Origin of the sequence: Variovorax boronicumulans, from assembly GCF_029892485.1 — a bacterium.
GTDB classification, from domain to species: Bacteria; Pseudomonadota; Gammaproteobacteria; order Burkholderiales; family Burkholderiaceae_C; genus Variovorax; species Variovorax boronicumulans_B.
The window spans coordinates 489,936-515,160 of record NZ_JARXVG010000002.1 but is presented as its reverse complement, the minus strand read 5'-3'; the positions used below and the strand labels follow the sequence as shown (position 1 = coordinate 515,160).

Sequence of the window (25,225 nt, the reverse complement as noted above, 5' to 3'; positions counted from 1 at the left end):
GTTGGGAGTAACCGCAAGTCTAGGAACGCGAAGGGCGCCTGCCTATACTCCAGCGCTGAATTGTTTGTTCGCCAAACTGAACAATGAAATCATGGATACAAAAAAAGCCGAATCGCTCTGGGCCCATCTGCACTGGCTGATCGTGCTCGGCCAGCAGGGCAGCTACACCGCCGCAGCCGCGCGACTGGGCGTCAGCAAGGCTGCGATGAGCCAGCGCATCACGGAGCTGGAGCGGGCGGTCGGCGTCACCCTGGTGCGGCGCACCACGCGCAGCATGCGGCTGACGGAGGCCGGCCAGCGCCTGGTGGACCAGACCCGCGAGCCCTTCGAGCAGATCGCGCACAGTTTTCTGAACGCTCGAGACCTCGCCGGCGAGCCGCGCGGCCTGATCCGGGTCACCGTGCCGGTGGCCCTGGGCCGGCAGCAGCTGCTGCCCCTGTTGACCGGCTTTCTGCTGGCCCATCCGTCTATCCGCATCGAGATGGAGTTCTCGGACAGGTTGAGTTCGCTCGCGATGGAGGGCTTCGACCTGGCGATCCGTCATGCGTCGGCACCGCCCGACACGCACGTGGCCTGGCGGCTGTGCGCCACCAGGTCGGTGTTGGTGGCGAGTCGCGCGTACCTGCGTCGAAAGGGAACGCCGCTCACGCCGCACATGCTGGCTGAGCACGACTGCCTGCACTATCCGCGCGGCCAGGAAACGAACGTGTGGTCGTTCGAGCGGCGCGGCGGCCGTGCGCGCCTGGCCGAACGGATGACCGTTCCCATCGACGGGCCACTGGCGGCGAACAACAGCGAGGCACTTCGCGATGCAGCCCAGGCAGGTCTCGGCATTGCGCTGCTGCCGGACTTCAGCGCGCAGGCTGGCCTGCAGGCGGGCAAGCTGGTGGAGGTTCTGCCGGAATGGCGGCCCACGGGCGCGTTTGCCGAAGAGATCTACGCCATCCGCCCGTATTCGCTGCACATACCGCGCCCCGTCACCCTGTTCGTCGAGCACATGCGCGAGGCGCTGAAGGCGGGGTTTCCGGTGTCCTGAGGTGCGCCTTGCTGTGGAGACAAACCATGAAACCCGTTCACCGCCTTCTCGCGGCCTGCCTTTCGCTGGCCGCCACCGCTTCTTTGAATGCCGACACCTGGCCGTCGCCGTGAGCGGCAAGCTGCCGGTGAACTCGATGAAGGAACTGATCGCGTACGGCAAGAAGAAGGAGGGCGGGCTGTTCTACGCCTCGTCGGGCAATGGCTCGATCCAGCACATCGCGGGCGAGCTGCTGTCGCGGCAGTCGAGGCAAGCGATGACGCACGTGCCCTACAAGGGATCGGGCCCGGCCATCAACGACCTGATCGCGAGCAACGTGGACATGTTCATCACCACGCCGCCGTCGGTCATCGGCCATTTCGCGGGCGGACGCATCAAGGCGCTGGCATACACCGGCAGCAAGCGGCATCCGTCGATGGCCAATGTGCCGACCTCCGCCGAGGCGGGGCTGCCGGGCTACGAGGTCGAGTCGTGGTTCGCGGTGTTCGCACCGGCGAAGACGCCGCCAGAGGTCGTCGGCAAGCTCACCGGCGAGATCAGGAAGATCGTCGAGAGCGAGGCGTTCGGCAAGAAGGTGGACGAGCAGGGCGCCTTCGCGACCTACATGGACCCGGTGGCACTGGGCATGTTCGTAGACCAGGAACCCGCGACCTGGTCGAAGGTGATCAAGGCGGCGGACATCAAGCCTGACTGATCACGTGCACTTGCAGCCTCAGGGCTTGACGCCGAGCACCGACAGGATGATCGCCGCGAGCGTCAGCGTGACCGGCAGGCGGTGCGCGGCGATGGCGTGGACCTGGGCGACGGACACCCGGGTTTGTTGAAGAAGGTTCTTTTCGGAATGAAGGGCTGTGGACATGGCGTTTACTCCTGAGTGGTGCGAACGGCTTGTTCGCATGAACTCGAAGATAGACCTCTGAACGCGCCGCAACACGGGCCTTTCGAGGAAGCGGCGTTTCCGTTTTCGCAATGATCCGCGGCACGAATTTCGGAACTTCCAGCCCCGCGCGGCGATCCGGTGGCGCGTCTTAGCCTGCGATGAGCTTCTGAACGAGCTCCGCGGTGGTCGCCGCCGCGTACTTGCGCATCAGCCTCGCCCGGTGCAGCTCCACCGTTCGGTGGCTGATGCCCAGCGCCTTGCCGATCTCCTTGGAGGTCAGCCCCCGCATCACCTGCGCCGCCACCTCGCGCTCGCGCGGCGTGAGCTCGGCCTTCACCGCACGGCGCGAGCCCAGGTCCTCGAAGGTCCAGATGCCGGCCTCGTGCGGCGCGGCGCGGTTCATCGCGTGGCCGGTGACGTGGCACCAGAAGGTCTCGCCGGCCATCGCGCCGTGCAGGCCGCCCAGGCGCTTCATCATGCGGTTGTCGGCGTAGTTGCCGTTGGCGTTCAAAAAGGGTTCCATGCGCTTGCCGATGCGCTCGAACTCCGCCACGCTCGGGTACAGGATGCTGAACGAATGCCCCACCAGCGCGGAGGGCGTTGCGCCGAAGATCTCGCACACCCGCTGGTTGCAGGCCACGATGGTGCGGTTGCTCGAGACGACCATGCCGACGGGCGCATGTTCAAAAGCCAACCGGTAATCGATCTCGGTCATCGGGGGTCACCATTACGAAATACTACGTATATGAGTACGTAGTATCGTCGAAGGCTGTTTCCTACCCACTCTCCACCATTCCATCAAGGAGCCCGAGTGAACAAGATTTATCCCTCCGCAGACGCGGCACTCAAGGGGGTCGTCGCCGACGGGCAGATGCTCGCGGTCGGCGGCTTCGGCCTGTGCGGCATTCCCGAAGCGCTGATCGACGCGCTGAAGGACTCCGGCGCGCAGAACCTCACCGTCATCTCCAACAACGCGGGCGTCGACGGCTTCGGCCTCGGCAAGCTGCTGGAGACGCGCCAGATCAAGAAGATGATCGCGTCGTACGTGGGGGAGAACAAGGAGTTCGAGCGCCAGTACCTCGCGGGCGAACTGGCCCTCGAATTCACGCCGCAGGGCACGCTGGCCGAAAAGCTGCGCGCGGGCGGTGCTGGCATCCCGGCCTTCTTCACCAAGACCGGCGTGGGCACGCAAGTGGCCGAAGGCAAGGAACTGCGCGAGTTCGACGGCGAGACCTACGTCATGGAACGCTCGCTGGTGCCCGACGTGGCGCTGGTCAAGGCCGACGTGGCCGACAAGTCGGGCAACCTGCGCTTCCGCCTCACGGCACGCAACTTCAACCCCGCCGCCGCGATGGCCGGCAAGATCTGCATCGTCGAAGTCGAGAAGATCGTCGAAGTGGGCGAGCTGGCCCCCGACGACATCCACCTGCCGGGCATCTATGTGCACCGCATCGTGCTCAACGCCACGCCCGAGAAGCGCATCGAGAAACGCACCGTGAGCGCCTCGGCGCCGGTCGATGCGGCTGCAGCCAAGGTCGAGGCGCAGGCCGCCATCGCGCAGGCAGCCGCCGGCAGCGAACAACCCGTGCCCACTGTCCCCGTCGGCAAGAAAGAAGGAGCCTGAGATGCCCTGGACCCAAGACCAGATGGCGGCCCGTGCCGCCCAAGAACTCGAAGACGGCTTCTACGTGAACCTGGGCATCGGCATCCCCACGCTGGTGGCCAACCACACCGGTACCAAGGAAGTGTGGCTGCAGAGCGAGAACGGCATGCTGGGCATCGGCGCCTTTCCGACAGAAGACAACGTCGATGCCGACCTCATCAACGCCGGCAAGCAGACCGTGACCACCATCCCCGGCTCGGCCATCTTCGGCAGCCACGACAGCTTCGCGATGATCCGCGGCGGCAAGATCAACCTGTCGATCCTGGGCGCCATGCAGGTGAGCACCGAAGGCGACCTCGCCAACTGGATGATCCCCGGCAAGATGGTCAAGGGCATGGGCGGCGCGATGGACCTGGTGGCCGGCGTCAAGCGCGTGATCGTGCTGATGGAACACGTCGCCAAGAAGAAGGACGGCACCGAGGACTTCAAGATTCTCGAGAAGTGCACCCTGCCGCTGACCGGCGTGGCCGTGGTCGACCGCATCATCACCGACCTCGCGGTGATGGACGTGGTGCCTGAAGGCCTGAAGGTCGTCGAGCTGGCACCGGGCGTGAGCTTCGATGCGCTGCAGGCAAAGACGGGTGCGAAGCTGATCCAGTAAGGTTGCCCGCGCCACGACGACATGGGCCGCCTTCGCGGCCCTTTTTCTTTGGATGAGAAACTGCGCGCATGGCTTATCTCGACATCGACAACCTCCACACCATCTTTCTCGGCGAGGAGGCGCTTCGCGCGTTGCACCTGGAGCGCCTGCCTTGCGGCGCCCTGAACATCAGGAGCGGTCGCATCGTGGCCTGCGATCCGCTGGTACAACCCGAGCGCCAACCCTTCGCGCGCGAACTGCAGGCGCGGGGCGCATTCCCGGTCGAGGTGCTGCATGACAAGGGTCGGCATGCGCTGGCCGTGCTGTGGCTGCGTGACCGCGACAGCGTGCGCGCCGCCGAGTTGAGCTGGCAGATGGCGCTGATCGAAGGGGAGTCGCCCGACACGCTGGGCGACGACGAGTTCTACGGTTATCCGATCGACGCCGGCCTCGGGTGCTTCATGGAGCCCGAGGCCGCAACCGCCATGGCCGAGCGCGACAAGCGCGAAGCCACCGATCCCGATTTCATCAGCTACTACGACGACGTGATCGCCGGCGAGATGGGCGATGCCGATGTCATCGACCACTATCCGCTCGGGCCGGGTTCGGCGAGCAACATGGTGATCTTTCGCTCCGGCTGGGGCGATGGCAGCTATCCGAGCTTCTGGGCGCTCGATGCGGCGGGTGAGCCCGTGGCGCTGGTGACCGACTTCATGACCATGGAGGGCGGCGACGCGCGCGACGAAGACGACAAGCGCAGCGATGCCTACAAGGCCAGCCTCTCGCCGGAAAAGCACGAGGCGCTGGAGGCACTGGGCGCGGCGGCGGTCGAGGGCGATGCCGCGGCAATCAAGACCCTGCTCGAGGCCGGGCTCGCACAGCCCAACGAGATCATTCCATCGTTCGGCGAGACCGCGATCACGAGCGCCATCCGCATGAACCGGCTCGACGCATTGCGCGCGCTGCTGGCGGCGGTGCAAGGCCTGCCGATGCCGCCACAGTTCTACAGCATGGACAAGGAAGAGAGCTACATCGACTACGCGCGGGGGCTCAAGAAGCCGCGCGTCAACGGATTGATCGACCTGCTGGAAAATGCTGCGGCACCAGCGGCAAAGCCTGGATTCCTCAAGCGCCTCTTCTCCTGAGCGGTCAAGCGCCCAGTGCGGCGCGCACCTTGTCGCCGAGCCCGCGCAGCCGATCGACGGGCTCGTTGGAGAACACGAAGCGCAGGTATTGCGCGCCATGCGTTTCGCCCCAGCCTTTCATCGCCGTTGCGCATACCCGCGCCGTCAGAAGGCGCTCCGACAGCGTCTGTCCGTCGATGCCGAAATCGCTGGTCCGCAGCAGCAGCGACCAGCCGCCCGCCGGAACGCCGACGGGCAAGCCCTTGAGTTCACCCAGCACCGTGTCGCGCCGGCGTTCCAGTTCGGCCACATACGGCGCGAGCGTGTGCGCCGACTGTTCCAGCGCCGTCGCCACAGCGTCCTGCGCGATGCCCACGGGCACGACCACATTGGCGAGCGACACGGCCACCAGATCGGGCATGTAGCTCTGGGGCGCCACGGTCCAGCCCACGCGCCAGCCGATCATGCGCAGTTCCTTGGCCGACGAACCTACGGTGATCGTGCGCTCGGCCATGCCGGGAAGACCGGCCGGGTGGATCACCTGGCGACCGTCGTAGAGCAGGCGCTCCATGGCCGTGTCGAGGATCAGCGTCAGGTCATGCCGCACGCACAGCGCGGCGACGGCGCGCCAGTCGTCCTCGTCGAGGTAGGCTCCGGTCGGCATCGACGGCGACATCAACAGCATCACGCGCACGCGCGGTCCGATGGCGGATTGCAGCGCTGCGCGGTCGAGCTTCCATTCGCCGCCGGGCGTGAAGATGAAGGGCACGTACTTCGGCGTGCCACCGGCCAAGCGGATGCGGTTGAGCAGCCCCGCATAGGTCGGGTCGGTCACCAGAACCTGGTCGCCCACGTCGACCGTCGCGAGCAGCGCGTTGAGGATGCCCGAGAGGCCGCCCGCGGAGATCACGCAGTTGCGCGGGCCGTACTCCACGCCCGAAAGCGCCGACACATGCCGTGCGGCAATCTCGCGCAACCGCGATTGGCCGACGAAGGGCAGGTAGCTGTTGTCCGAATCTTCCGAGGCGGCGCGCACGGTGCGCGCAACAGCTTCGGGGTCCGGCGGAATGTCGACATCGAGGTTTTCGAGCCGGAGAAATGGCGGCCCGTCCGCATCGTCCGCGATGGCGCCCATGCGGTCGACGCCGATGCCTGCGATGTGTTCGAGCCGTGCGGGGCGATGGCGTGGCATGCGTGTCTCCTCGGTGGCTACAGAGTCGGTTTGCGCAGACGCGGCGGCCGTTGCGGCGCGTCTGCCTTGTCATCCGCTTTTTCCGCATTCTGCGGCAGCAGCGTCGATTGCTGCGTCTGCGCCGTCTCGCGAAGAAAGTCCCACACGGCCTGCATGCGCATCAGGTGCTTGGTCTCCGCAGGCATCGACATCCAGAAGGTGCGCGTGAAGTTCGCCTGCCCAGCGAGCACGGGCCGCAGCGTTTTGTCGCCCTCGGCCACGAACGCCGGCAGTACCGCGATGCCCGCGCCCGCCACCACCGCCCGATGCTGCGCAAGCACGCTGGTGCTGCGCAACGCGAACGCATCGGGCCGGTGCAGTTCATCGAGGTACTGCAGCTCCTTGCTGAACAGCAGGTCGTCCACGTAGCTGATGAAGGTGTGGCCGCGCAGGTCCTCGCGCGTCTTGATCGGCTTGTGCGCGGCCAGGTACTGCTTCGATGCATAGAGCCGCAGCGTATAGTCGGTGAGCTTGGTCACCACCACCGGCCCGCGCGCCGGCCGCTCCAGCGAGATCACGATGTCGGCTTCGCGCCGCGACAGGTGCACGAGACGCGGCATCGCGAGCAGGTCGATGGTGAGCTTGGGGTGCTGCGCCGCGAAGAGCGCGAGCTGCGGCGCCAGCACCACCGTGCCGAAGCCCTCGGTCGCGCCGATGCGCACCAGCCCCGACAGGCCCTCCTGCGAAGCCGGCGCGGTGCTCTCCACGGCCTGGAAGGCGCTCTCCATCGCCTCGACCTGCGGCTGCAGGCGGCGGCCCGCTTCGGTGAGCCGGTGGCCGCCCGATTCGCGCGAGAAGAGCGGGGCGCCGACTTCCTTTTCGAGCGACTGGATGCGCCGCGCTACCGTGGTGTGGTCCACCTCGAGCCGGCGCGCCGCGCTCATCAGCGTGCCCGAGCGGGCCAGCTCCAGGAAGTAGCGCAGGTTGTCCCAGTCCATGTGCGTGCGTCTCCTCATGTTCGCTCGTGCCCGGTCTCTGCATTTTTGCAAAGCCGTGGCGCATATTTGTCTATTGTCATAGCAAATCTGCAAAGCTAGGATGCGGGCTGCACCGGCCTGGCCCGGCATCGCTTCCCCGAGATTCACAGGAGACAAACCCCATGGACGCCACCACCACCCCCTCGACCCAAGTCGCCACCGTCAAGCTCTTGATCGGCGGCAAGCTCGTCGAATCCAAGACCACCGAATGGCGCGACATCGTCAACCCGGCCACGCAGCAGGTGCTGGCTCGCGTGCCGTTCGCGACACAGGACGAGCTGGACGCGGCCGTGGCCTCCGCCAAGGAAGCCTTCAAGACCTGGCGCAAGACGCCCATCGGCGCGCGCGCCCGCATCTTCCTGAAGCTGCAGCAGCTCATCCGCGAGAACATGGGCGAGTTGGCCGCGATCCTTACGGCCGAACAGGGCAAGACGCTGCCGGATGCAGAAGGCGATGTGTTCCGCGGCCTCGAAGTGGTGGAGCACGCCTCCAACATCGGCAACCTGCAACTGGGCGAACTCGCCAACAACGTGGCCAACGGCGTTGATACCTACACGCTGCTGCAGCCGCTGGGCGTGTGCGCCGGCATCACGCCGTTCAACTTCCCCGCGATGATTCCGCTGTGGATGTTCCCGATGGCCATCGTCACCGGCAACACCTTCGTGCTGAAGCCGTCCGAACAGGACCCGATGGTCACCATGCGCCTGTGCGAACTGGCGCTCGAAGCCGGCATTCCGCCCGGCGTGCTGAACGTGGTGCATGGCGGCGAGGCCATCGTCAACGGCATCTGCGACCACAAGGACATCAAGGCGATCAGCTTCGTCGGCTCGACCAAGGTCGGCACCCACGTCTACAACCGCGCCACGCTGAATGGCAAGCGCGCGCAATGCATGATGGGCGCGAAGAACCACGCCATCGTGATGCCCGACGCGAACAAGGAGCAGACGCTCAATGCCCTGGCAGGCGCGAGCTTCGGCGCAGCCGGCCAGCGCTGCATGGCGGTGTCGGTGGCAGTGCTGGTGGGCGAGGCCCGCAACTGGGTGCCTGAACTCATTGCCAAGGCGAAGACGCTGAAGATCGGCGCCGGTACTGAAAAGGGCGTGGACGTGGGGCCGCTGGTTTCGTGCGCCGCCTACGACCGCGTCAACAGCCTCATCGAACGCGGTGAAGCCGACGGCGCCAAGCTCGTGCTCGACGGCCGCAAGCCTGCTGTGCTCGGCTACGAGAAGGGCAACTTCGTCGGCCCGACGATCTTCACCGGCGTGAAGCCCGGCATGACGATCTATGACCAGGAAGTGTTCGGCCCCGTGCTGTGCATTGCTGATGCCGAGACCATCGACGAAGCCATCGAGCTGATCAACAGCAACCCGAACGGCAACGGCACGGCGATCTTCACGCAGTCGGGCGCCGCGGCACGCCGCTTCCAGGAAGACATCGACGTGGGGCAGGTCGGCATCAACGTGCCGATTCCGGTGCCGGTTCCGATGTTCTCGTTCACCGGTTCGCGCGCCTCGAAGCTCGGCGACCTCGGCCCTTACGGCAAGCAGGTCATCATGTTCTACACGCAGACCAAGACCGTGACGGCACGCTGGTTCGACGACAGCACCGTCTCGCACGGCGTCAACACCACGATCAGTCTCAAGTAAGAAGTCCGCCGGATGGACTTCGAACTTTCCGAAGAGCAGCGCGCCTTCGCGCAGAGCGCGCGCGACTTTGCGCAGGCCGAGTTCGCGCCGCATGCGGCGCAGTGGGATGCGGAGGCGATCTTTCCGAAGGAGGCCATCGCCAAGGCCGGTGAGCTGGGCTTCTGCGGGCTCTATGCGCCCGAGCGCATCGGCGGCCTCGGGCTGCCGCGGCTCGATTCAGCGCTGGTGTTCGAGGAGATGGCAGCCGTCGACCCGTCGACCACGGCCTTCATCACGATCCACAACATGGCGACGTGGATGCTGGGTACGTGGGCCACCGACGCGGTGGCCGCGCAGTGGGGCGAAGACTTGACGAGCGGGCGCAAGCTCGCGTCGTACTGCCTCACCGAACCGGGCGCCGGTTCGGACGCGGGCTCGCTCAAGACGCGCGCAGAGTTGAAGGACGGCGAGTACGTCATCAACGGCGGCAAGGCCTTCATCTCGGGCGCGGGCGCGACCGACGTGCTGGTGCTGATGGCGCGAACGGGCGGCGGCGGCGCGGGCGGCATTTCGGCCTTCGCCGTGCCGGCCGACGCGCCCGGCGTGAGCTACGGCAAGAAGGAACACAAGATGGGCTGGAACAGCCAGCCCACGCGCACCATCAACTTCGACAACGTGCGCATCCCGGCCGACCATCTGCTGGGCAAGGAAGGCGAGGGCTTTCGCATCGCCATGAAGGGGCTGGACGGCGGGCGCATCAACATCGCGACCTGCTCGGTGGGCGCGGCGCAAGGCGCGCTCGATGCGGCGCGCCGCTACCTGCACGAACGCCAGCAGTTCGGCAAGCCGATCGCAAGCTTCCAGGCGCTGCAGTTCAAGCTGGCCGACATGGCGACCGAGCTGGTCGCGGCGCGGCAGATGGTGCGGCTTGCCGCATCGAAGCTCGATGCCGGCCACGCCGACGCCAGCACCTACTGCGCGATGGCCAAGCGCTTCGCGACCGATGCGGGTTTCAACGTCTGCAACGACGCGCTGCAGCTGCACGGCGGCTACGGCTACCTCAGCGAGTTCCCGCTGGAGCGGCTGGTGCGCGACACCCGCGTGCACCAGATCCTCGAAGGCACCAACGAGATCATGCGCGTGATCGTTGCGCGAAAATTGCTGGAAGGGGACAGCGATATCCGCTGACGCCCCGCACCCAGAACCCCCCAAGACAATGACCGACTCCGTAGTTCTCTTCGACGAAATCAAGACCGCCAATGGCAAGCGCTTCGGCGTTGCCACGCTCAACGCACCAGCCTCTCTCAACGCACTCTCGGTGGACATGGTGCGCCTGCTCACGCCCAAGCTGCGCGAATGGGCGGCAGACGATGGCATCGTCGGCGTGCTGATGCAGGCCGCTGGCGAAAAAGCCTTCTGCGCGGGCGGCGACCTGCGCCAGCTTTACCAGACGCTGCTCGAATGCGGCCCCGCTCGCAACACCTACGCCGAAGACTTCTTCCGCGAAGAGTACGAGCTCGACCACCTGATCCACACCTTCCCCAAGCCCTTTCTCTGCTGGGGCCACGGCATCGTGATGGGCGGCGGCGTGGGCCTGATGTCGGGCTGCTCGCACCGCGTGGTGACGACGCAGAGCCGCATCGCGATGCCCGAGATCGCCATCGGCCTGTACCCCGATGTGGGCGGCAGCTGGTTCCTGCGCCGCACGCCCGGCCGCACAGGCTTGTTCCTGGCGCTGACGGCCGCGAACCTCAATGCGGCCGACGCCATCTTCTGCGGCCTTGCCGACGTGCTGGTGCCGCAGGAGCGCAAGAGCCAGGTGCTCGAAGCCATTGCTGCGGCTGCATGGGCGGGCGAGAGCAAGGCAGACCGCGCCACGCTTTCGCGCATCCTCGCGAAGGCGGGCGAGGGCGCCGAGATGCCGGCGTCGAAGGTGCGCGAGCACTACGACACCATCAACGCACTGATGGCCGGCGACGACCTGCTGGACATCGCCAACCGCCTGCGCAACCTGCAGAGCGACGACCCCTGGCTGCAGTCCGCCTCCAAGACCTTCGTGAAGGGCGCACCGAGTTCCGCCGCGCTGAGCTTCGAGCTCTGGCAGCGCGTGCACCGCATGTCGCTGGCCGAGGTGTTCCGGCTCGAATACTGGGCGTCACTGGGCTTCTGCGCGCACAAGGACTTCGCCGAGGGCATCCGCGCGGTGCTGATCGACAAGGATCGCAATCCGCGCTGGAACCCCGCGACCCTCGAAGAGATCACGCCCGCATTCATCGAAGACCACCTGCGTCCGCGCGGCGAGATGCCGGCCGAACTCGCCTCGCTGGTCTGACACCGCGTTCATAAAGACAACGGAGACAAACACATGAAGATCGCATTCATCGGCCTGGGCAACATGGGTGGCCCGATGGCCCTGAACCTGCTCAAGGCCGGCCACTCGCTCAGCGCCTTCGACCTCTCGGCCGACGCCTGCAAGAAGTTCGGCGCCGAGGGGCTGCCGATCGCGAATTCGGCCGCGGAAACCGTGTCCGACGCTGAAGTCGTCATCAGCATGCTGCCGGCCAGCGCGCACGTCGAGGGCCTGTACCTCGGCGGCGTGGGCAAGCCCGGGCTGCTCGACAGCATCCGCGCCGGCACCCTCGTGATCGACAGCAGCACCATCGCAGCCGCCACGTCGCGCAAGGTGGCCGAAGCGGCGGAGGCCAAGGGCATCGCGATGATCGATGCGCCCGTCTCGGGCGGCACCGGTGGTGCGATCGCGGGCACACTGACCTTCATGGTCGGCGGCGAGGCCGGCGACCTGGAGCGCGCGCGCCCGGTGCTCGAGAAGATGGGCGCCAACATCTTCCATGCCGGTGCGGTGGGCGCGGGCCAGACCGCGAAGATCTGCAACAACATGCTGCTCGGCATCCTGATGATCGGAACCTCCGAGGCGCTGGCGCTCGGCGTGGCCAATGGGCTAGACCCCAAGGTGCTCTCCGAAATCATGCGCCGCAGCTCGGGCGGCAACTGGGCGCTCGAAAAGTACAACCCGATGCCGGGCGTGATGGAAACCTCGCCCGCCTCGAAGAACTACGCGGGCGGCTTCGGCACCGACCTGATGCTCAAGGACCTGGGCCTGGCGCAGGAGAACGCGTCGGCCGTGCGTGCCGCCACGCCCCTGGGCGGCCTCGCGCGCAGCCTGTACGCGGCGCACAGCCTCGCGGGCCATGGCGCGCTGGACTTCTCCAGCGTGCTGAAGCTGGTGCAGAAGGCTTCCTGATCAGTTGCCGGTAAGGGGCGCGGCGGGAGGGGCATCGAGCTCCTCCTGCAGGTCGATGGCCCACGGCCGCCCGGCCGCCTTGCAATAGCTCGCCACCACCTCCCGGATGATCGTGTCGACCGCCGCCACGGCGGCCGACGATTCCCTGGGCCGCGTCACCGTGACGACCAGCGGCGGCAGCGCCGGCCCCTCGCAGAGCTTCAGATCCCCGGCCTCGATCTCGCGCTGCACGAAGATCGGCGGTATCGCCGCCACCCCGAAGCCTTCCTTCACCAGTTGCACGATCGACTGCACCGACGGAAAGCTGCAGATGCGCGGTTCCGCCTCGCGTCCCGCGAACAACGCCCGGATGTGCGCATGCGGGCTGGAGGTGCGCACATAGGTCAGCACCGGAATGCGTTCCAGGTCTTCGAGCGTCAGCACGTCCCGCGTGGGCCACACATCGGGCCGGGCGATCCAGCGGATCGGAAAGCGCGACAGCGGCGTGACCTCGAGCTCCATGTTGCCGGCCGCTTCCTCGACCGGATCGTTCTGGATCAGCAGGTCGAGCTTGTGCTGGCGGAACTGCTCCCTGAGGTTGCGCGCGGGCTCGACGGTGATGTCGGGGTCCACCGCCGGAAAGCGCCGCGTGATGCCGTGGATCAGCGGCGTGAGCCAGGTGTGGACCACGGTCTCGATCACGCCGATGCGCACGCGCCCGGCGGGCGGCGCATCGGGCTGCGTCGACAGCTTGAGCTCGCGTTCGAGCGCCAGCATGCGCTCGGCCTGCCGTACCACCTGCTCGCCGACGGGCGTGAGGGTCAAGGTGCGATTCGAGCGGTCAACAAGGAAAACCCCTAGTTCGTCTTCCAGGGCTGCAATGCGCTGCGATGCGGCCGCCTGCGTGGTGTGCAGCACCTGCGCCGTCTCGCGGAAGCTCTTCAGGCGGGAAAGGACGACCAGCGTCTCCAGAAAGCGTGTGTTCATCGGTCTGTCGGTGCAGTGCGAAGAGGTGCTTTTAAAAAAACTTATCGGGGGTACGAACAATTTCTGAGTCGACGTCATCGGCGTGCCGTGATTTCATCGCCCCCCATTGAAGGTGCAGGTATGCAGGTTCACGGGCATGCAAGTCCTGCACCAGCGCAAAAGCATGACATCAAGAGGTACGCAATGGAATTGGTGGATACGGGCAGTGCCGTGCAGGCAGCCGACGAAACACGTGCCGTGCAGGCACCGGACGAGTTCGCAAACGCCTGGGAGGCGCGGCAGGCCATCCGCGCCGGCCGCTGGCGGCGCCACACGAGCGGCCTCGCACCGGCGCATGTGCAGGGCAACCTCGCGATCCTGCCGCTGGCCCTGGCCTCGGACTTCATGCGCTTCTGCCAGAGCAACCCCAAGCCGTGCCCGCTGCTGGCGGTCGGCCAGCCCGGCAACCCGCAACTGCCCACGCTGGGCCGCGACATCGACATCCGCACCGACGTGCCCGCCTACCGCGTCTACCGCGAGGGCGTGCTGGTCGACGAAGTCCCCGACCTGAACGCCCTGTGGCAGGACAACCTCGTGGCCTTCGTGCTGGGCTGCTCGTTCTCGTTCGAGCACGGCCTCATTGATGCGGGCATTCCGCTGCGCCATGTGGACGAGGGCAAGAACGTGGCCATGTACAGGACGAACATCCAGACCGTGCCGGCCGGCCCCTTCCACGGGCCGATGGTGGTGTCGATGCGGCCGATGAAGGCGGCGGACGCGATTCGCGCCGTGCAGATCACTGCGCGCGTGCCCAAGGTGCATGGCGCGCCGGTGCACATCGGCGACCCGTCGCTGATCGGCATCGCCGACATCGCGAAGCCCGACTTCGGCGATGCGGTGCGCATCGCACCGGACGAGCTGCCCGTGTTCTGGGCCTGCGGCGTGACGCCACAGGCGGTGGTGATGGCTGCGAAGCCGGCGCTGTGCATCACGCACTCGCCGGGGTACATGCTGGTCACCGACATGCTCAACCGCGATCTTCCGTTCGCCTGATCGCCTCCCTTTTCATTCACCCAAAGGACTCGCACCATGTGGCTGCAGGAAACCAAACCCCAGGAGCGCCGGACGCTTGTCGCCGCCTTCGCCGGCTACGGCGTCGATGCGTTCGACTACATGATCTACACCTTCATGATCCCCACGCTGATCGTGGTGTGGGGCATGACGAAGACCGAGGCCGGCTACATCGCGACCGGCGCGCTGGTCACCTCGGCCATCGGCGGCTGGCTCGCGGGCATCCTGGCCGACAAGTACGGCCGCGTGCGCATCCTGCAGCTCACGGTGCTGTGGTTCAGCTTCTTCACCTTTTTGAGCGGCTTCACGCAATCGCCCGAGCAACTGTTCATCACGCGAGCCCTGCAAGGGCTGGGCTTCGGCGGTGAATGGTCGGTGGGCTCGGTGCTGATCGCCGAGATGATCCAGGCGCGCCACCGCGGCAAGGCCGTGGGGCTGGTGCAGAGCAGCTGGGCAGTAGGCTGGGGCATCTCGGCCATCGCGTTCTGGGCGGTGTATGCCCTGCTGGAGCCTGCACTCGCCTGGCGCGTGCTGTTCTGGATCGGCGTGCTGCCGGCGCTGTTGATCCTCTACATCCGCCGCAACATCAGCGACCCCGAGGTCTATCACCAGACGCGTGCGCGCATGAAGGCCGAGGGCGACAAGGGCAACTTCCTGGAGATCTTCTCGCCCAAGCTGCTCAAGACCACGATCCTCGCGAGCCTGCTGGCCACCGGCATGCAGGGCGCCTACTACGCGGTGACCACCTGGCTGCCGACCTACCTGAAGATGGAGCGCAACCTGTCGGTCTTCGGCACCAGCGGCTACCTGCTGGTGCTGATCCTGGGCTCCTTCGTGGGCTACCTCACCAGCGCATGGCTGTCGGACAAGCTGGGCCGCCGCCGCTGCTTCATGCTGTTCGCGCTGTGCGCCGGCCTGCTGGTGATCGCGTACACGCAGATCCCGATCACCGACGCGATGATGCTGGTGCTGGGCTTTCCGCTCGGCTTCTTTCTCTCGGGCATCTTCTCTGGCATGGGGGCCTACCTGAGCGAGCTGTTCCCCAGTCGCGTGCGCGGTTCGGGACAGGGCTTTTGCTACAACTTCGGCCGCGCCGTCGGCTCGATCTGCCCCGCGCTCATCGGCTACATGAGCACGACGATGCCGCTTGGCATTGCCATCGGCTACATGGCTGCGGGCGGCTATCTGCTGGTGATCATTGCGTCGTTGCTTTTGCCAGAGACGAGCGGGCTCGAGCTCTCCTCGGAGGACTGAAGCCATGAAGCGCATCCTGATCGCCAACCGGGGCGAGATCGCTTGCCGCGTCATCCGGGCTTGCAAGGCACTCGGCATCGAGACGGTCGCCGTGTATTCCGAAGCCGATGCGAAGTCGCTGCACGTGGAGATGGCCGACCGTGCGGTCGCCATCGGTCCCGCATTGCCGGCCGAGAGCTACCTGAACCATGAACGCATCCTGGCGGCAGCCGTTGCGCAAGGCGCAGAAGGCGTGCACCCGGGCTACGGCTTCCTGTCGGAGAACACGGCCTTCGCGCGCGCCGCCGAAGCGGCGGGTGTCGTATGGATCGGCCCCACGCCACAGAGCATCGAGGAGATGGGCGACAAGGAGCGCGCCCGCGAAATCGCCAAGGCCGCCGGCGTGCCGACGCTGCCGGGCAGCCGGCGCTTTGCGCTCGATGAGTTGGCTGGCATCGAGGAAGCGGCCATGGCCGTGGGCTATCCGCTGCTCGTCAAGGCCACGGGCGGTGGCGGCGGCATCGGCATGCGCTTGGTGGATGCGCCCGAGAAGCTGCTCGCTTCGGTGTCGGCCACGCAGCAGCTCGCGGCCAAATCGTTCAAGGACGGCACGATCTACCTGGAGCGCTATGTGCCCAGGGCGCGGCACGTCGAGATCCAGGTGTTCGGCTATGGCGACGGCAGCGCGGTGCATCTGTTCGAGCGCGAGTGCTCGATCCAGCGGCGCTTCCAGAAGATCATCGAAGAGAGCCCCGCACCGGGCCTGCCGGCCGAGTTGCGTGCGCGCATGGCCAAGGCGGCCGCGGCGCTGGCCGCGCACCAGCGCTATCGCGGCCCGGGTACGGTGGAGTTCATCGTGGACGCGGACTCGCTCGAATTCTTCTTCCTCGAGATGAACACCCGCATCCAGGTCGAGCACCCGGTCACCGAAATGGTGACGGGCTGGGACCTGGTGCAGCAGCAGATCAAGCTGGCGGCGGCAGGACCATCGCTGGCGGGCTTCGAGAAGATCGCGCAGGAAGACATCGCGATGCACGGTGCGGCCATCGAATGCCGCCTCTATGCGGAGAACCCCGCCAAGAACTTCTTCCCCTCGCCGGGCCCGCTCGATGTGTTCGCGCTGCCACCGGCCGCACCGCACCTGCGCGTGGACACCGGCGTTCGGCAAGGCGACGTGATCACGCCTTTCTACGACCCGATGATCGCCAAGATGATCGTCTGGGGCGAGACCCGCGACGCGGCGCTTGCTGCGATGGTGGCCGCGCTGGAAGCCAGCCGCATCGAGGGCGTGAAGAACAACCTCGCCTTTCTCAAGGCGGTGATCCGTCATGAGGACTTCGCGGCCGGTCGGCTCGACACCGGGCTGGTCGAGCGCGACCGCGCACGGCTGCTGGAAGCAATGGCCACTGCCGCCTTGCCCGCGGCGCTCTGAATCTGACGGGGCGGACCATGACTTCTCCCATTACGTTCCCCTGGCACATCGCACCGGTGGGCGACCGCAGCCTGATCGTGGAGTTCGGCCAGGCCGTGGAGCCGGCCATCAATGCCACTGTGCGCGGTTTCGCGCGCGAGCTGCTGGACGAACCCATCGCCGGCATCGTCGACGTGGTGCCGGCCTTCACCACCGTGGCGGTGCACTACCGCCCCGAGTTCTTCGCCGAGGGCGGCGCGCCGTATGACGTCCTGCGCCGGCGGCTGGACGCCTTGCTCGCGCGTGGCATCCGCCACCACGATGAGGACGCGCGCACGGTCGATATTCCGGTTTGCTACGGCGGCGAGTTCGGCCCCGATCTCGAAGAGGTCGCCACCGCCTGCGGCCTGGAGCCCGAAGAGGTGATCGAGCGCCACATCGCATCGCAGCACATCGTCTACATGCTCGGCTTCGCGCCCGGCTTTCCCTACATCGGCGGGCTCGATGCGTCGCTCGCCGTTCCGCGCCGCGGCACGCCGCGCACCCGTATTCCCGCGGGCAGCGTGGCGATCGCGCGCGACCAGACCTCGATCTATTCGCTGGAGACACCGGGCGGGTGGAACCTGATCGGCCGCACGCCGCTGAAGCTTTTCGACGCCACGGCCGAATCGCCATGCCTGCTGCGCCCGGGCGACCGCATCCGCTTCGTGCCGGCATCGGCCGACATCTTCGGCAGCGTGGAGGTCGCGCCATGAACGGCATCGAAGTCATCAAGCCCGGCGCGCTGTCGCTGCTTCAGGACCTTGGGCGCCATGGCTACCAGCACCTGGGCGTGGTGGTCGGCGGCGCGATGGACGAGTGGTCGCACCGCTGCGCCAACGCGCTGCTCGGCAACGAGGAAGACGAGGCCACGCTAGAAATCACGCTGATGGGCCCCAGCCTGCTGTTTCGCGAAGCGCAGACGATCGCGCTGTGCGGTGCGAACCTGTCGGCGCGCATCGGCGAGACAGAACTCCCGATGAACCGCGCCCTGCTGGTGCGCGCCGGTGCGCGGCTGGATTTCGGCAAGCGTATCGACGGCATGCGCAGCTACCTGGCGGTGCGCGGCGGCTTTGCAGTGCCGAGCGTGATGGACAGCCGCAGCACCTATGTGCGCGGCGCGTTCGGCGGTTTGCAGGGGCGGGCGCTGAAGAAGGGCGACGTGCTCGATGTCGGTGGGGTAGAGCCGGTTTCTGCTGCGTCGGTCGCCCGGTTGGGCGACAAGGATTTCGTCGAGCTTCATAAGCCCCAAGTCCACGCGACTGCCCTTGCTTCGCAGGCCTCGGGCCCGGCACCGGTGCGCGTGATCGCGGGCCAGCAATGGGCGCTGTTCACTGACGAGGCGCAGCAGGCTTTCACGCAGGCCGACTTCCGCATCAGCCCGCAATCCGACCGCATGGGCTTCAGGCTCGAAGGCCCGGCGCTCGAACGCCGGCATGCGATGGAGATGATCTCCGAGGGCGTGGCCTTCGGCACGGTGCAGGTGCCGCCCGACGGCCAGCCCATCGTGCTGATGGCCGACCGGCAGACCACCGGCGGCTATCCCAAGATCGCCTGCGTGGCCAGCGTCGACCTGCCGATGGTCGCGCAACTGGCGCCGCAGCAGGCGCTGCGCTTCGAGCTGATTTCGTTGGAAGCGGCGCAGGCGCTGTACCTGGAGCGAGAGCGTGCGCTGGCGCGGCTGCGCGGCCTGGTGCGCGCGGCCGGGGAGGCGCAATGACACAGCAACAAGCGCTGCGCATCGACATCAACTGCGACATGGGCGAGGGCTTCGGCGCCTGGGCCATGGGCAACGACATCGAGCTGCTCGACCATGTGAGCTCGGCCAACATCGCCTGCGGCTTTCATGCGGGCGATCCGTTGACCATGCGCCGCGTGGTTGCCGCGGCGCTGGAGCGCGGCGTGCGCGTCGGCGCCCATCCTGGCTTGCCCGATCTGCAGGGCTTCGGACGGCGCGTGATGCAGGTGTCGCCGGCCGAGGTCTACGCCATGGTGGTCTACCAGGTCGGCGCGCTCGCGGCCTTTGCGCATGCGGCCGGCGGCGTGCTGAGCCATGTGAAGGCGCACGGCGCGCTCTACAACATGGCCGCGAAGGACCGCGCGCTGGCCGATGCCATTGCGCGCGCCGTGCACGAGGTCGACGCGCGGCTGGTGCTGTTCGGCCTGGCGGGCAGCGAGATGATCCGCGCCGCCGAGGCCCTGGGCCTGCCGGTGGCCGCCGAGGTGTTCGCCGATCGCAGCTACCAGGACGACGGCTCGCTGTCGCCGCGCGGCCAGCCCGGTGCCCTGATCGAAGACGCCGACGTGGCCACCGCACAGGTGCTGCAGATGGTGCAGCACGGCATGGTGCGTGCGGCCAGCGGCAATGAAGTCGCACTGCGCGCCGACACGCTGTGCATCCACGGCGACCAGCCCGGTGCGCTCGCGTTCGTGCGTCGCATCCGCGGCGCGCTCGATGCCATCGGCGTGCGCGTGGCCGCACCTGAATTCCCGTCAGCGACCCCATCGAATTCAACCGGAGGAAATCCCCATGCCTGAACACAACGTAGTGGCCGATGTCAGCGGCCGCATCTGGAAACTCGAGGTCGCCGAAGGCCAGCAGGTCGAGGAGGGCGCCACGCTGCTGATCGTGGAGTCGATGAAGATGGAAATCCCGGTGGAGGCGCCGGCCGCGGGCACGGTGCTGCGCATCCTGGCCGCCGAAGGCGACATGGTGACCGACGAGCAGGTGCTGGTCGTGCTGGCATCTGCGTAAAGACATTTCCCCCGCAACACATCAAGGCTGCACCATGCCCATTTCATCTCTTCGCCGCATCTCCGCCGTGGCCGCCTGCGCCGCACTCGTCGCGGGTTGCTCGACCCTGCCGCCGCCGTCGGCCACCGAAGGCGCCGGCAAGTTTGCCGACGCGCACTTCCACATCGCCAACTACGCCTACCAGGGCGCGTCGCTCAAGCAGCTACTGCGCGACTACATGAAGGACGACATGGTGCGCTCCACCGTCATGCCTCTGCCGCTGCAGCAGAAGTGGGATGGCTTCGAGCAGTACGCCGGCGACAAGGTCGCACCCACCTACTACCTGGGACCGAAGGCCGAGCTGTACTACTACGCCTTCGCCGATGCCATGTACGCGAAGGAATACCTCACGCTGACGCCGGCCGAGCAGAGCCGTCTCGACCTGATGATCACCGGCTTCAACCCGATGGACCGCTACGCGGCGCAGCACATCAAGCGCGCGCTGCTGACCTTCCCGGGCGCCTTCGCCGGCATCGGCGAATTCACGGTGCACAAGGAACTGGTGTCGCGCAAGATCGCCGGCGACCCGATCAGCTACACCGCCGCGGGCGGCAAGCAGCCGCCGGACACGACGGAGAAGGACGGCAAGCTCTCGCTCTACAGCCCCGCGCTGGTGGACATTTTGAAGACGGTCGCCGAGACCGGCCTGGTCGCCACGCTGCACAACGACATCTATCCGGCCGACGTGAGCTACGACGGCACGGTGGAGGCGCTGCGCCCGCAGAACAACTACGAGGCGGGCCTGAAGCAACTGTGCGTGCAGGCGCCGGGTGCCAGCGTGATCTGGGCGCACACGGGCCTCGGCCGCTTCGTGAAGCCCACGCGCGATCACCTGCAGATGGTGTCGCGCGTTCTCGATGCATGCCCCGGATGGAGCGTCGACATTTCATGGGACATCGTGCAGGAGCGCTTCATCAAGCCCGAGCCCGGCATGCCGACCACCGACGAGTGGGCGCAGTTCGTCACCCGCTACCAGGACCGCGTGCTATGGGGTTCGGACACCGTGATCTACAGCCGCAACGTGGTCGATGCCAAGGGCGTGCCGACCTCGATGGGCAAGCGCATGACCTTCGACCAGTACATGGCCGTGCCGAAGATCACGTCGCCGTTGTTCGAGAAGGTGGGCCCGCAGATCAGCCAGAAGGTGCGCGTGGGCAACTACGTGAAGCTGTTCGACGGTGCGAAGAAGAAAGTGCGCGCCTGGGAGGCAGCGCATGCCGCGGACGACGTGTGGGACCTGAGCGCCCGCTAGCCCCTTGGGCTCCTGGCCTTCAGACGAAGTAGGCCTTGACGGCCCACAGGACGCCCAGCACGACGGCGACGAGCACGACGAAGAGCATCCAGGCTCGGGTGAACGCCTGGGCCTCTGTGAGGGAGGCGGGGGCTGCCAATGGAGGCGGACTGGGGGCGGCAGGCGGTTGTGGGTTCATTCCCGACTGTACCCCCGCCCCGCGCCGGCCCATGCCGGTTTTACCGAAGCATCCCGCCGGGCCATCGCCAGCAGGATGCCGGCCGCAACGAGGTTCGCGCCGATGCTGGCCACGATCGGCAGCAGGTAGCTGCGGCTGATGTCGAAGGCAAAGCCCGCTGCGCTCGGCCCCACCAGGGTGCCCACGGCCACGCTGGTGTAGAGCACGCCGATGATTGCGCTGATGTTGCGTCCGCCGAATCGGTCCATCACCAGCGCCGGCAGCAGCGCGACGAAGCCGCCGTAGAACACGCCGTAGGCGAACGCGAACACGGCCAATCCCCAGAACCCGCCGGACACCGCCCACACGACCAGCGACAGTGCCATGCCCGCGGACATCAGCGGCAGAGCAAGCTGGCGGCCAATGCGGTCGGCCAACCCGCCGAGGAAGAAGCGGCCGGCCGTGCTGCCGACGCCGATGGCACCCAGCAGCAGCACCGCGGAGGTCGACGGCACGCCGTGGTCGAGCGCATAAGGCACGAGGTGGACGAAGGGCACGAACAGGCCGAACGAGCTGACGAGGCATGCCGCGTACAGGCCGGCAAAGCGCCGCGACGTGATCGCCTCCCGCACCGTGGCGCCCGCAGGCGTGGCCGATGCGGCCTGCGGCTGCGGTGGGTCGCCGTCGGGCCCCAGCCCGCGCTCGCGCGGGTCGTTCTCGATCAGGAGCGCCATGCCCACGCCCACCACCGCGGCAAGCGCGCCGAGCGCCAGGTAGGCGTTGCGCCATCCGATGCCTTCGATGAGGAACGACGCCAGCGGCGGCATCACCAGCGTGCCCACGCCGATGCCACTCACGGCCAGCCCCGAGGCGAACCCGCGGCGCCTGACGAACCAGCGCTGCACCGCGCCGAGCACCGGCACGTAGGACGCGCCGACGCCGAGCCCGACACCGAGCCCGTACGCGAGGTAGATCTGCGTGAGGCTTTGCGCCCGCCCCGCTGCCGCCAGCCCCAACCCGACCAGCACCATGCCCGCGACGGCGAGCCGCCGCGAACCCCATCGGTCCGCCAGCGGGCCGCTGATGACGCCCAGCCCGAAGTAGAGAAAGCCCGCGAGCGAGAACACCAAAGAGACCGAGCCGCGCGAGGCACCGAAGTCCCGTTGCAGCGATTCGAGAAAGGCGCTGAAGGTGTAGGCGCTGCCGAAGCCCACGAGGGTCACGGCGAAGGCGCCTGCAACGACAAGCCAACCGCGGAAGATCTTCGCGGTGGTGCTGGAACAATCAGAATATCTAAGGTCAGGGGTTTTGGGGGAATGCGGCATGATCGTTTTCATCTCGGCTTGTTTGCGCCAATAATCCCTCCTCGAGCGCAGTCCTGCAAACCAGATTTTCTGAAGCTTTCAAATCAGATTAACTAAATGACCGAGCATCAACTCCCGCCCCTCAATGCGCTGCGCGCCTTCGAGGCCACCGCCCGCCATCTCTCGGTCAAGAACGCGGCGGACGAGTTGTGCGTGACCCCTGGTGCGGTGAGCCAGCTGATCAAGACGCTGGAGCTGCACCTGGGCATTCCGCTCTTTCGCCGCGTGAACCGCGGCATCTTCCTCACCGACGCGGGCCAGGCTTACCTGCCGCCGGTGCGCAATGCCTTCCGGCAGATCAGCGATGCCACGCGCCGCATCGCCGTGCCCGAAGACACGGGCCTACTCACCGTGAGCGCCACGCCGTTCTTTGCTTCCGCATGGCTGGTGCCGCGCCTCAAGGGCTTCCAGGATGCACATCCCGGCATCGACCTGCAGGTGGTGAGCAGCAGCGCGCTGGCCGACTTCTCGCGCGATGGCGTGGACGTGGCCATCCGCCACGGCCTGGGGCGCTATGCGGGCTTGAACAGCCAGCGTGTGCTGACGGTGGAGATCGCGCCCGTTGCGGCGCCCGCGTTGGTCAAGCAGCTCCGCATGCCGGCGGCAGCGGCCGATCTGACGCGTTGGCCGCGTGTGAACGATGCCCAGCGCAAGGCCTGGGCGCGGTGGTTCGAGGCGCAGGGCATCGCGCACGCGGGCCCGGCGCGCGGGCCGTCCTTCGACGATTCGGGCCTGCTGCTGAAGGCGGTGCTCGCGGGGCAGGGCGCGGCCTTGCTGCCCACCGCGGTGGTGGCCGACGACCTGGCGCAAGGCCGGCTGGTGCAGCTTTGGGACGCGACCTGGCTCGAGGACTTCGCCTATTACCTCGTGTATCCGGAAAACAGCCACGACCGTCCCAAGGTCGCGGCCTTTCGCGCCTGGCTGCTCGAGGCGGCGCAGGGCGCACCCGGCACCGGTGCAGGAAAGCGACGTTCGTCAGGTGCCCGCAAGAGAGCTTCGCCGACATTCGAAGGCTTGGCCTCTTCGCCGTCATCCTGACGGCAGGGGCTCGTCCGAAGCCCCATGAAACTTCCCCGACACCGATTCCTCCGCCAGATGGCCGCACGGCCGCGGCTCTTCATTGCCGCGGCCATCGCCATTGCCACGGGATTCCTGCTCCCGTCCGTGGATGCGCACCTCGTCACGCGCCTCCTGATCGCCTGGAACACCGGGGCGTGCCTCTATGTGCTGCTGGCGGCGGTCATGATGAACCGGTCGTCGCAGAAGCACATGCGCTACCGCGCGCAACTGCAGGACGACGGGCAGATGGTGATCCTCGTGCTGGTGGTGGTGTCGGCCGTCGCGAGCCTGGCGGCCATCGGCGGCGAGCTGGCGGTGGTGAAGGACATGCACGGCGTGGAGAAGCTCGCGCACATCGCGCTGGCCGGCCTCACGGTGGTGTCGTCGTGGGCCTTCACCCAGGTCATGTTCACGCTCCACTATGCGCACGATTACTACGCCGCGACATGCCGCGGGCAGAAGGCCGGCATCCAGTTCCCGGACGACGAGCCGCCGGGCTACGGCGACTTCTTCTACTTTGCCGCCGTGATCGGCACCTCCGGGCAGACCGCGGACGTGGCCTTCGTCTCCAGGCCCATGCGCCGCATCGGCTCGGTGCATTGCATCCTGGCGTACCTGTTCAACACGACGGTGCTCGCGTTGCTCATCAACATCGGCGCGAGCTTGTTCTGAACGCCATGGCATTCCGTCGTCGATCGACCTCTTTTCTCGCGGCCCTCGCGGTGCTGTGCCTGTCCTCGGCGGCCCGGGCAGACGATGGCGCGGCCGAGCTTCCGTTCAAGCTCACCGTGGGCGCGTACCGCGTGTCCGGCGGTGGCTTGCCTGCGGGGCCGGGGCTGGACATGAACCTGCGCTACACCTATGGCGACGGCAATGTCTGGATCGGCTGGTTCCGTTCGCCGGTGCTCGATTTCGCGCAGCCCCGCGTGGGGTGGGACCACACCTTCACGCTGGGCCCGGTGCGCGTGCTGCCTTCGCTGCAGGCGGCCTCGGGCGGGTTCGTGGGCGGCAGCCTGGCAGTGGAGACGGGCGACAGCTGGTTCGTCGGCACGGGCCTGGGCCGCACCAACCTTCGCAACTACGCCAACCTGAATTTCGACCCCAACGATTCGTACACCGTGTACGGCGGCTACAAGTGGCCGGACGGCACGGCGCTGTCGCTCTCGCTGATCCGCGACAACCGGCTGAACCCCGACCAGCAGGACGTGCACCTCGTCTACCGGCTGCCGCTGCCCGAACGGCAGCGCCTGACCGTGGACATGCTGGCCAAGCAGGGCACGGTGGACGGCCAATTCATCCGCCGCGCCGGCCTGACCGTCACCTACGACTGGCCGCGCTGGTTCGTTCGCGCGGCCTATGACCCGAAGGTGAACTTCACGGCGCAGAACATGGTGCGGTTGTCGGTGGGGACGCGGTTCTAGTCGAACCCCGACCGCGTCGAGTGCTCGCGCCCCTGTCTTGCTCCCTCCCCTTCCGGGGGAGGGTTGGGGTGGGGGCTCGCGGCGTATCAGGCATCAGCGGC

The 25,225-nt window shown here is 67.0% G+C and carries 27 protein-coding genes; 20 read left to right on the top strand and 7 right to left on the bottom strand.

The window, feature by feature from the left end; all coding sequences use genetic code 11:
- Positions 1-91: 91 nt before the first annotated feature.
- A complete protein-coding gene (locus tag M2282_RS07555) occupies positions 92-1,036 on the top strand; it encodes a LysR family transcriptional regulator (protein ID WP_280808155.1) in 945 nt (314 codons plus the stop codon).
- Between the two features lie 109 nt (positions 1,037-1,145).
- On the top strand, positions 1,146-1,730 hold the full coding sequence (locus tag M2282_RS07550) for a Bug family tripartite tricarboxylate transporter substrate binding protein (RefSeq protein WP_280808154.1): 585 nt from the start codon (positions 1,146-1,148) through the stop codon (positions 1,728-1,730).
- Between the two features lie 18 nt (positions 1,731-1,748).
- On the opposite strand, the gene M2282_RS07545 is transcribed toward M2282_RS07550, so the two are convergent.
- Positions 1,749-1,895: a hypothetical protein gene (locus tag M2282_RS07545; RefSeq protein ID WP_206178557.1), complete on the bottom strand. Its 147-nt coding sequence runs from the start codon at positions 1,893-1,895 to the stop codon at positions 1,749-1,751.
- A 169-nt stretch (positions 1,896-2,064) separates the two neighbouring features.
- Positions 2,065-2,631 carry a LuxR C-terminal-related transcriptional regulator gene (locus M2282_RS07540; RefSeq protein ID WP_280808153.1) on the bottom strand — a complete coding sequence of 189 codons (567 nt, stop codon included), beginning with the start codon at positions 2,629-2,631 and terminating at the stop codon, positions 2,065-2,067.
- A gap of 96 nt (positions 2,632-2,727) precedes the next feature.
- Between M2282_RS07540 and M2282_RS07535 the strand changes: the two genes are divergently transcribed.
- The 3 genes from M2282_RS07535 to M2282_RS07525 all read left to right on the top strand — a co-directional run bounded on the left by M2282_RS07535 (position 2,728) and on the right by M2282_RS07525 (position 5,304).
- Positions 2,728-3,540 (top strand): CoA transferase subunit A, encoded by an 813-nt coding sequence (locus M2282_RS07535; RefSeq protein WP_280808152.1) that lies wholly within the window; start codon positions 2,728-2,730, stop codon positions 3,538-3,540.
- A 1-nt stretch (position 3,541) separates the two neighbouring features.
- On the top strand, positions 3,542-4,180 hold the full coding sequence (locus M2282_RS07530) for a 3-oxoacid CoA-transferase subunit B (protein WP_280808151.1): 639 nt from the start codon (positions 3,542-3,544) through the stop codon (positions 4,178-4,180).
- Positions 4,181-4,248: 68 nt separating this feature from the next.
- On the top strand, positions 4,249-5,304 hold the full coding sequence (locus M2282_RS07525) for a DUF4241 domain-containing protein (protein ID WP_280808150.1): 1,056 nt from the start codon (positions 4,249-4,251) through the stop codon (positions 5,302-5,304).
- A 4-nt stretch (positions 5,305-5,308) separates the two neighbouring features.
- Here M2282_RS07525 and M2282_RS07520 read toward each other — a convergent pair whose 3' ends face one another.
- Positions 5,309-6,475, bottom strand: a complete 1,167-nt coding sequence (locus tag M2282_RS07520; protein WP_280808149.1) for a pyridoxal phosphate-dependent aminotransferase — start codon at positions 6,473-6,475, stop codon at positions 5,309-5,311.
- Between the two features lie 17 nt (positions 6,476-6,492).
- A complete protein-coding gene (locus tag M2282_RS07515; RefSeq protein WP_280808148.1) occupies positions 6,493-7,452 on the bottom strand; it encodes a LysR family transcriptional regulator in 960 nt (319 codons plus the stop codon).
- A gap of 161 nt (positions 7,453-7,613) precedes the next feature.
- Between M2282_RS07515 and M2282_RS07510 the strand changes: the two genes are divergently transcribed.
- From M2282_RS07510 to mmsB, 4 genes are read left to right on the top strand one after another with little or no spacing between them, the layout of a single operon-like run.
- Positions 7,614-9,137: a CoA-acylating methylmalonate-semialdehyde dehydrogenase gene (locus tag M2282_RS07510; protein WP_280808147.1), complete on the top strand. Its 1,524-nt coding sequence runs from the start codon at positions 7,614-7,616 to the stop codon at positions 9,135-9,137.
- Positions 9,138-9,149: 12 nt separating this feature from the next.
- Positions 9,150-10,304: an acyl-CoA dehydrogenase family protein gene (locus M2282_RS07505; protein WP_280808145.1), complete on the top strand. Its 1,155-nt coding sequence runs from the start codon at positions 9,150-9,152 to the stop codon at positions 10,302-10,304.
- A gap of 28 nt (positions 10,305-10,332) precedes the next feature.
- Positions 10,333-11,448 carry an enoyl-CoA hydratase/isomerase family protein gene (locus M2282_RS07500; protein WP_280808144.1) on the top strand — a complete coding sequence of 372 codons (1,116 nt, stop codon included), beginning with the start codon at positions 10,333-10,335 and terminating at the stop codon, positions 11,446-11,448.
- A gap of 33 nt (positions 11,449-11,481) precedes the next feature.
- Complete coding sequence (gene mmsB / locus M2282_RS07495; protein WP_280808143.1) at positions 11,482-12,378, top strand: 3-hydroxyisobutyrate dehydrogenase; 897 nt, start codon at positions 11,482-11,484, stop codon at positions 12,376-12,378.
- On the opposite strand, the gene M2282_RS07490 is transcribed toward mmsB, so the two are convergent.
- Positions 12,379-13,344 (bottom strand): LysR family transcriptional regulator, encoded by a 966-nt coding sequence (locus M2282_RS07490; RefSeq protein WP_280808142.1) that lies wholly within the window; start codon positions 13,342-13,344, stop codon positions 12,379-12,381.
- Between the two features lie 183 nt (positions 13,345-13,527).
- Here M2282_RS07490 and M2282_RS07485 point away from each other — a divergent pair, with 183 nt between their 5' ends.
- From M2282_RS07485 to M2282_RS07450, 8 genes are read left to right on the top strand one after another with little or no spacing between them, the layout of a single operon-like run.
- A complete protein-coding gene (locus M2282_RS07485; protein ID WP_280808141.1) occupies positions 13,528-14,376 on the top strand; it encodes a putative hydro-lyase in 849 nt (282 codons plus the stop codon).
- 36 nt (positions 14,377-14,412) lie between these two features.
- Positions 14,413-15,648 (top strand): MFS transporter, encoded by a 1,236-nt coding sequence (locus M2282_RS07480; protein WP_280808140.1) that lies wholly within the window; start codon positions 14,413-14,415, stop codon positions 15,646-15,648.
- A 4-nt stretch (positions 15,649-15,652) separates the two neighbouring features.
- Entirely contained in the window at positions 15,653-17,059 is a 1,407-nt protein-coding gene (locus M2282_RS07475; RefSeq protein ID WP_280808139.1) for an acetyl-CoA carboxylase biotin carboxylase subunit, read from the top strand.
- Positions 17,060-17,076: 17 nt separating this feature from the next.
- The gene (gene pxpB / locus M2282_RS07470) at positions 17,077-17,793 is read left to right on the top strand and encodes a 5-oxoprolinase subunit PxpB (protein WP_280808138.1); all 717 of its coding nucleotides are present in this window, start codon (positions 17,077-17,079) and stop codon (positions 17,791-17,793) included.
- Complete coding sequence (locus tag M2282_RS07465; protein ID WP_280808137.1) at positions 17,790-18,797, top strand: biotin-dependent carboxyltransferase family protein; 1,008 nt, start codon at positions 17,790-17,792, stop codon at positions 18,795-18,797. The genes pxpB and M2282_RS07465 overlap by 4 nt, the downstream gene beginning before the upstream one ends.
- Positions 18,794-19,615 carry a LamB/YcsF family protein gene (locus M2282_RS07460; protein WP_280808136.1) on the top strand — a complete coding sequence of 274 codons (822 nt, stop codon included), beginning with the start codon at positions 18,794-18,796 and terminating at the stop codon, positions 19,613-19,615. The genes M2282_RS07465 and M2282_RS07460 overlap by 4 nt, the downstream gene beginning before the upstream one ends.
- Positions 19,608-19,832 carry an acetyl-CoA carboxylase biotin carboxyl carrier protein subunit gene (locus tag M2282_RS07455; protein WP_198784491.1) on the top strand — a complete coding sequence of 75 codons (225 nt, stop codon included), beginning with the start codon at positions 19,608-19,610 and terminating at the stop codon, positions 19,830-19,832. The genes M2282_RS07460 and M2282_RS07455 overlap by 8 nt, the downstream gene beginning before the upstream one ends.
- 34 nt (positions 19,833-19,866) lie before the next feature.
- On the top strand, positions 19,867-21,123 hold the full coding sequence (locus M2282_RS07450) for a hypothetical protein (protein WP_280808135.1): 1,257 nt from the start codon (positions 19,867-19,869) through the stop codon (positions 21,121-21,123).
- Positions 21,124-21,142: 19 nt separating this feature from the next.
- On the opposite strand, the gene M2282_RS07445 is transcribed toward M2282_RS07450, so the two are convergent.
- A complete protein-coding gene (locus M2282_RS07445) occupies positions 21,143-21,301 on the bottom strand; it encodes a hypothetical protein (protein ID WP_280808134.1) in 159 nt (52 codons plus the stop codon).
- Positions 21,298-22,605, bottom strand: a complete 1,308-nt coding sequence (locus M2282_RS07440; protein ID WP_280808133.1) for an MFS transporter — start codon at positions 22,603-22,605, stop codon at positions 21,298-21,300. Before M2282_RS07440 ends, M2282_RS07445 begins: the two co-directional genes overlap by 4 nt.
- Positions 22,606-22,701: 96 nt before the next feature.
- Between M2282_RS07440 and gcvA the strand changes: the two genes are divergently transcribed.
- Genes gcvA through M2282_RS07425 form a run of 3 tightly spaced genes read left to right on the top strand, consistent with a single transcriptional unit; the run spans position 22,702 to position 25,124 of the window.
- Entirely contained in the window at positions 22,702-23,682 is a 981-nt protein-coding gene (gene gcvA, locus M2282_RS07435; RefSeq protein WP_280808132.1) for a transcriptional regulator GcvA, read from the top strand.
- Between the two features lie 24 nt (positions 23,683-23,706).
- Entirely contained in the window at positions 23,707-24,375 is a 669-nt protein-coding gene (locus M2282_RS07430; protein WP_280808131.1) for a DUF1345 domain-containing protein, read from the top strand.
- A gap of 5 nt (positions 24,376-24,380) precedes the next feature.
- Positions 24,381-25,124, top strand: coding sequence for a hypothetical protein (locus M2282_RS07425; RefSeq protein WP_280808130.1), 744 nt, complete (start codon positions 24,381-24,383; stop codon positions 25,122-25,124).
- Positions 25,125-25,225: the final 101 nt, after the last annotated feature.

Bases quoted from the DNA above. Each gene is read 5' to 3' on its own strand.
- M2282_RS07555 (WP_280808155.1), top strand. From the start codon at position 92: ATGGATACAAAAAAAGCCGAATCGCTCTGGGCCCATCTGCACTGGCTG.
- M2282_RS07545 (WP_206178557.1), bottom strand. From the start codon at position 1,895: ATGTCCACAGCCCTTCATTCCGAAAAGAACCTTCTTCAACAAACCCGG.
- M2282_RS07540 (WP_280808153.1), bottom strand. From the start codon at position 2,631: ATGACCGAGATCGATTACCGGTTGGCTTTTGAACATGCGCCCGTCGGC.
- M2282_RS07530 (WP_280808151.1), top strand. From the start codon at position 3,542: ATGCCCTGGACCCAAGACCAGATGGCGGCCCGTGCCGCCCAAGAACTC.
- M2282_RS07525 (WP_280808150.1), top strand. From the start codon at position 4,249: ATGGCTTATCTCGACATCGACAACCTCCACACCATCTTTCTCGGCGAG.
- M2282_RS07520 (WP_280808149.1), bottom strand. From the start codon at position 6,475: ATGCCACGCCATCGCCCCGCACGGCTCGAACACATCGCAGGCATCGGC.
- M2282_RS07515 (WP_280808148.1), bottom strand. From the start codon at position 7,452: ATGGACTGGGACAACCTGCGCTACTTCCTGGAGCTGGCCCGCTCGGGC.
- M2282_RS07510 (WP_280808147.1), top strand. From the start codon at position 7,614: ATGGACGCCACCACCACCCCCTCGACCCAAGTCGCCACCGTCAAGCTC.
- M2282_RS07505 (WP_280808145.1), top strand. From the start codon at position 9,150: ATGGACTTCGAACTTTCCGAAGAGCAGCGCGCCTTCGCGCAGAGCGCG.
- M2282_RS07500 (WP_280808144.1), top strand. From the start codon at position 10,333: ATGACCGACTCCGTAGTTCTCTTCGACGAAATCAAGACCGCCAATGGC.
- mmsB (WP_280808143.1), top strand. From the start codon at position 11,482: ATGAAGATCGCATTCATCGGCCTGGGCAACATGGGTGGCCCGATGGCC.
- M2282_RS07490 (WP_280808142.1), bottom strand. From the start codon at position 13,344: ATGAACACACGCTTTCTGGAGACGCTGGTCGTCCTTTCCCGCCTGAAG.
- M2282_RS07485 (WP_280808141.1), top strand. From the start codon at position 13,528: ATGGAATTGGTGGATACGGGCAGTGCCGTGCAGGCAGCCGACGAAACA.
- M2282_RS07480 (WP_280808140.1), top strand. From the start codon at position 14,413: ATGTGGCTGCAGGAAACCAAACCCCAGGAGCGCCGGACGCTTGTCGCC.
- M2282_RS07475 (WP_280808139.1), top strand. From the start codon at position 15,653: ATGAAGCGCATCCTGATCGCCAACCGGGGCGAGATCGCTTGCCGCGTC.
- pxpB (WP_280808138.1), top strand. From the start codon at position 17,077: ATGACTTCTCCCATTACGTTCCCCTGGCACATCGCACCGGTGGGCGAC.
- M2282_RS07465 (WP_280808137.1), top strand. From the start codon at position 17,790: ATGAACGGCATCGAAGTCATCAAGCCCGGCGCGCTGTCGCTGCTTCAG.
- M2282_RS07460 (WP_280808136.1), top strand. From the start codon at position 18,794: ATGACACAGCAACAAGCGCTGCGCATCGACATCAACTGCGACATGGGC.
- M2282_RS07455 (WP_198784491.1), top strand. From the start codon at position 19,608: ATGCCTGAACACAACGTAGTGGCCGATGTCAGCGGCCGCATCTGGAAA.
- M2282_RS07450 (WP_280808135.1), top strand. From the start codon at position 19,867: ATGCCCATTTCATCTCTTCGCCGCATCTCCGCCGTGGCCGCCTGCGCC.
- M2282_RS07445 (WP_280808134.1), bottom strand. From the start codon at position 21,301: ATGAACCCACAACCGCCTGCCGCCCCCAGTCCGCCTCCATTGGCAGCC.
- M2282_RS07440 (WP_280808133.1), bottom strand. From the start codon at position 22,605: ATGCCGCATTCCCCCAAAACCCCTGACCTTAGATATTCTGATTGTTCC.
- gcvA (WP_280808132.1), top strand. From the start codon at position 22,702: ATGACCGAGCATCAACTCCCGCCCCTCAATGCGCTGCGCGCCTTCGAG.
- M2282_RS07430 (WP_280808131.1), top strand. From the start codon at position 23,707: ATGAAACTTCCCCGACACCGATTCCTCCGCCAGATGGCCGCACGGCCG.
- M2282_RS07425 (WP_280808130.1), top strand. From the start codon at position 24,381: ATGGCATTCCGTCGTCGATCGACCTCTTTTCTCGCGGCCCTCGCGGTG.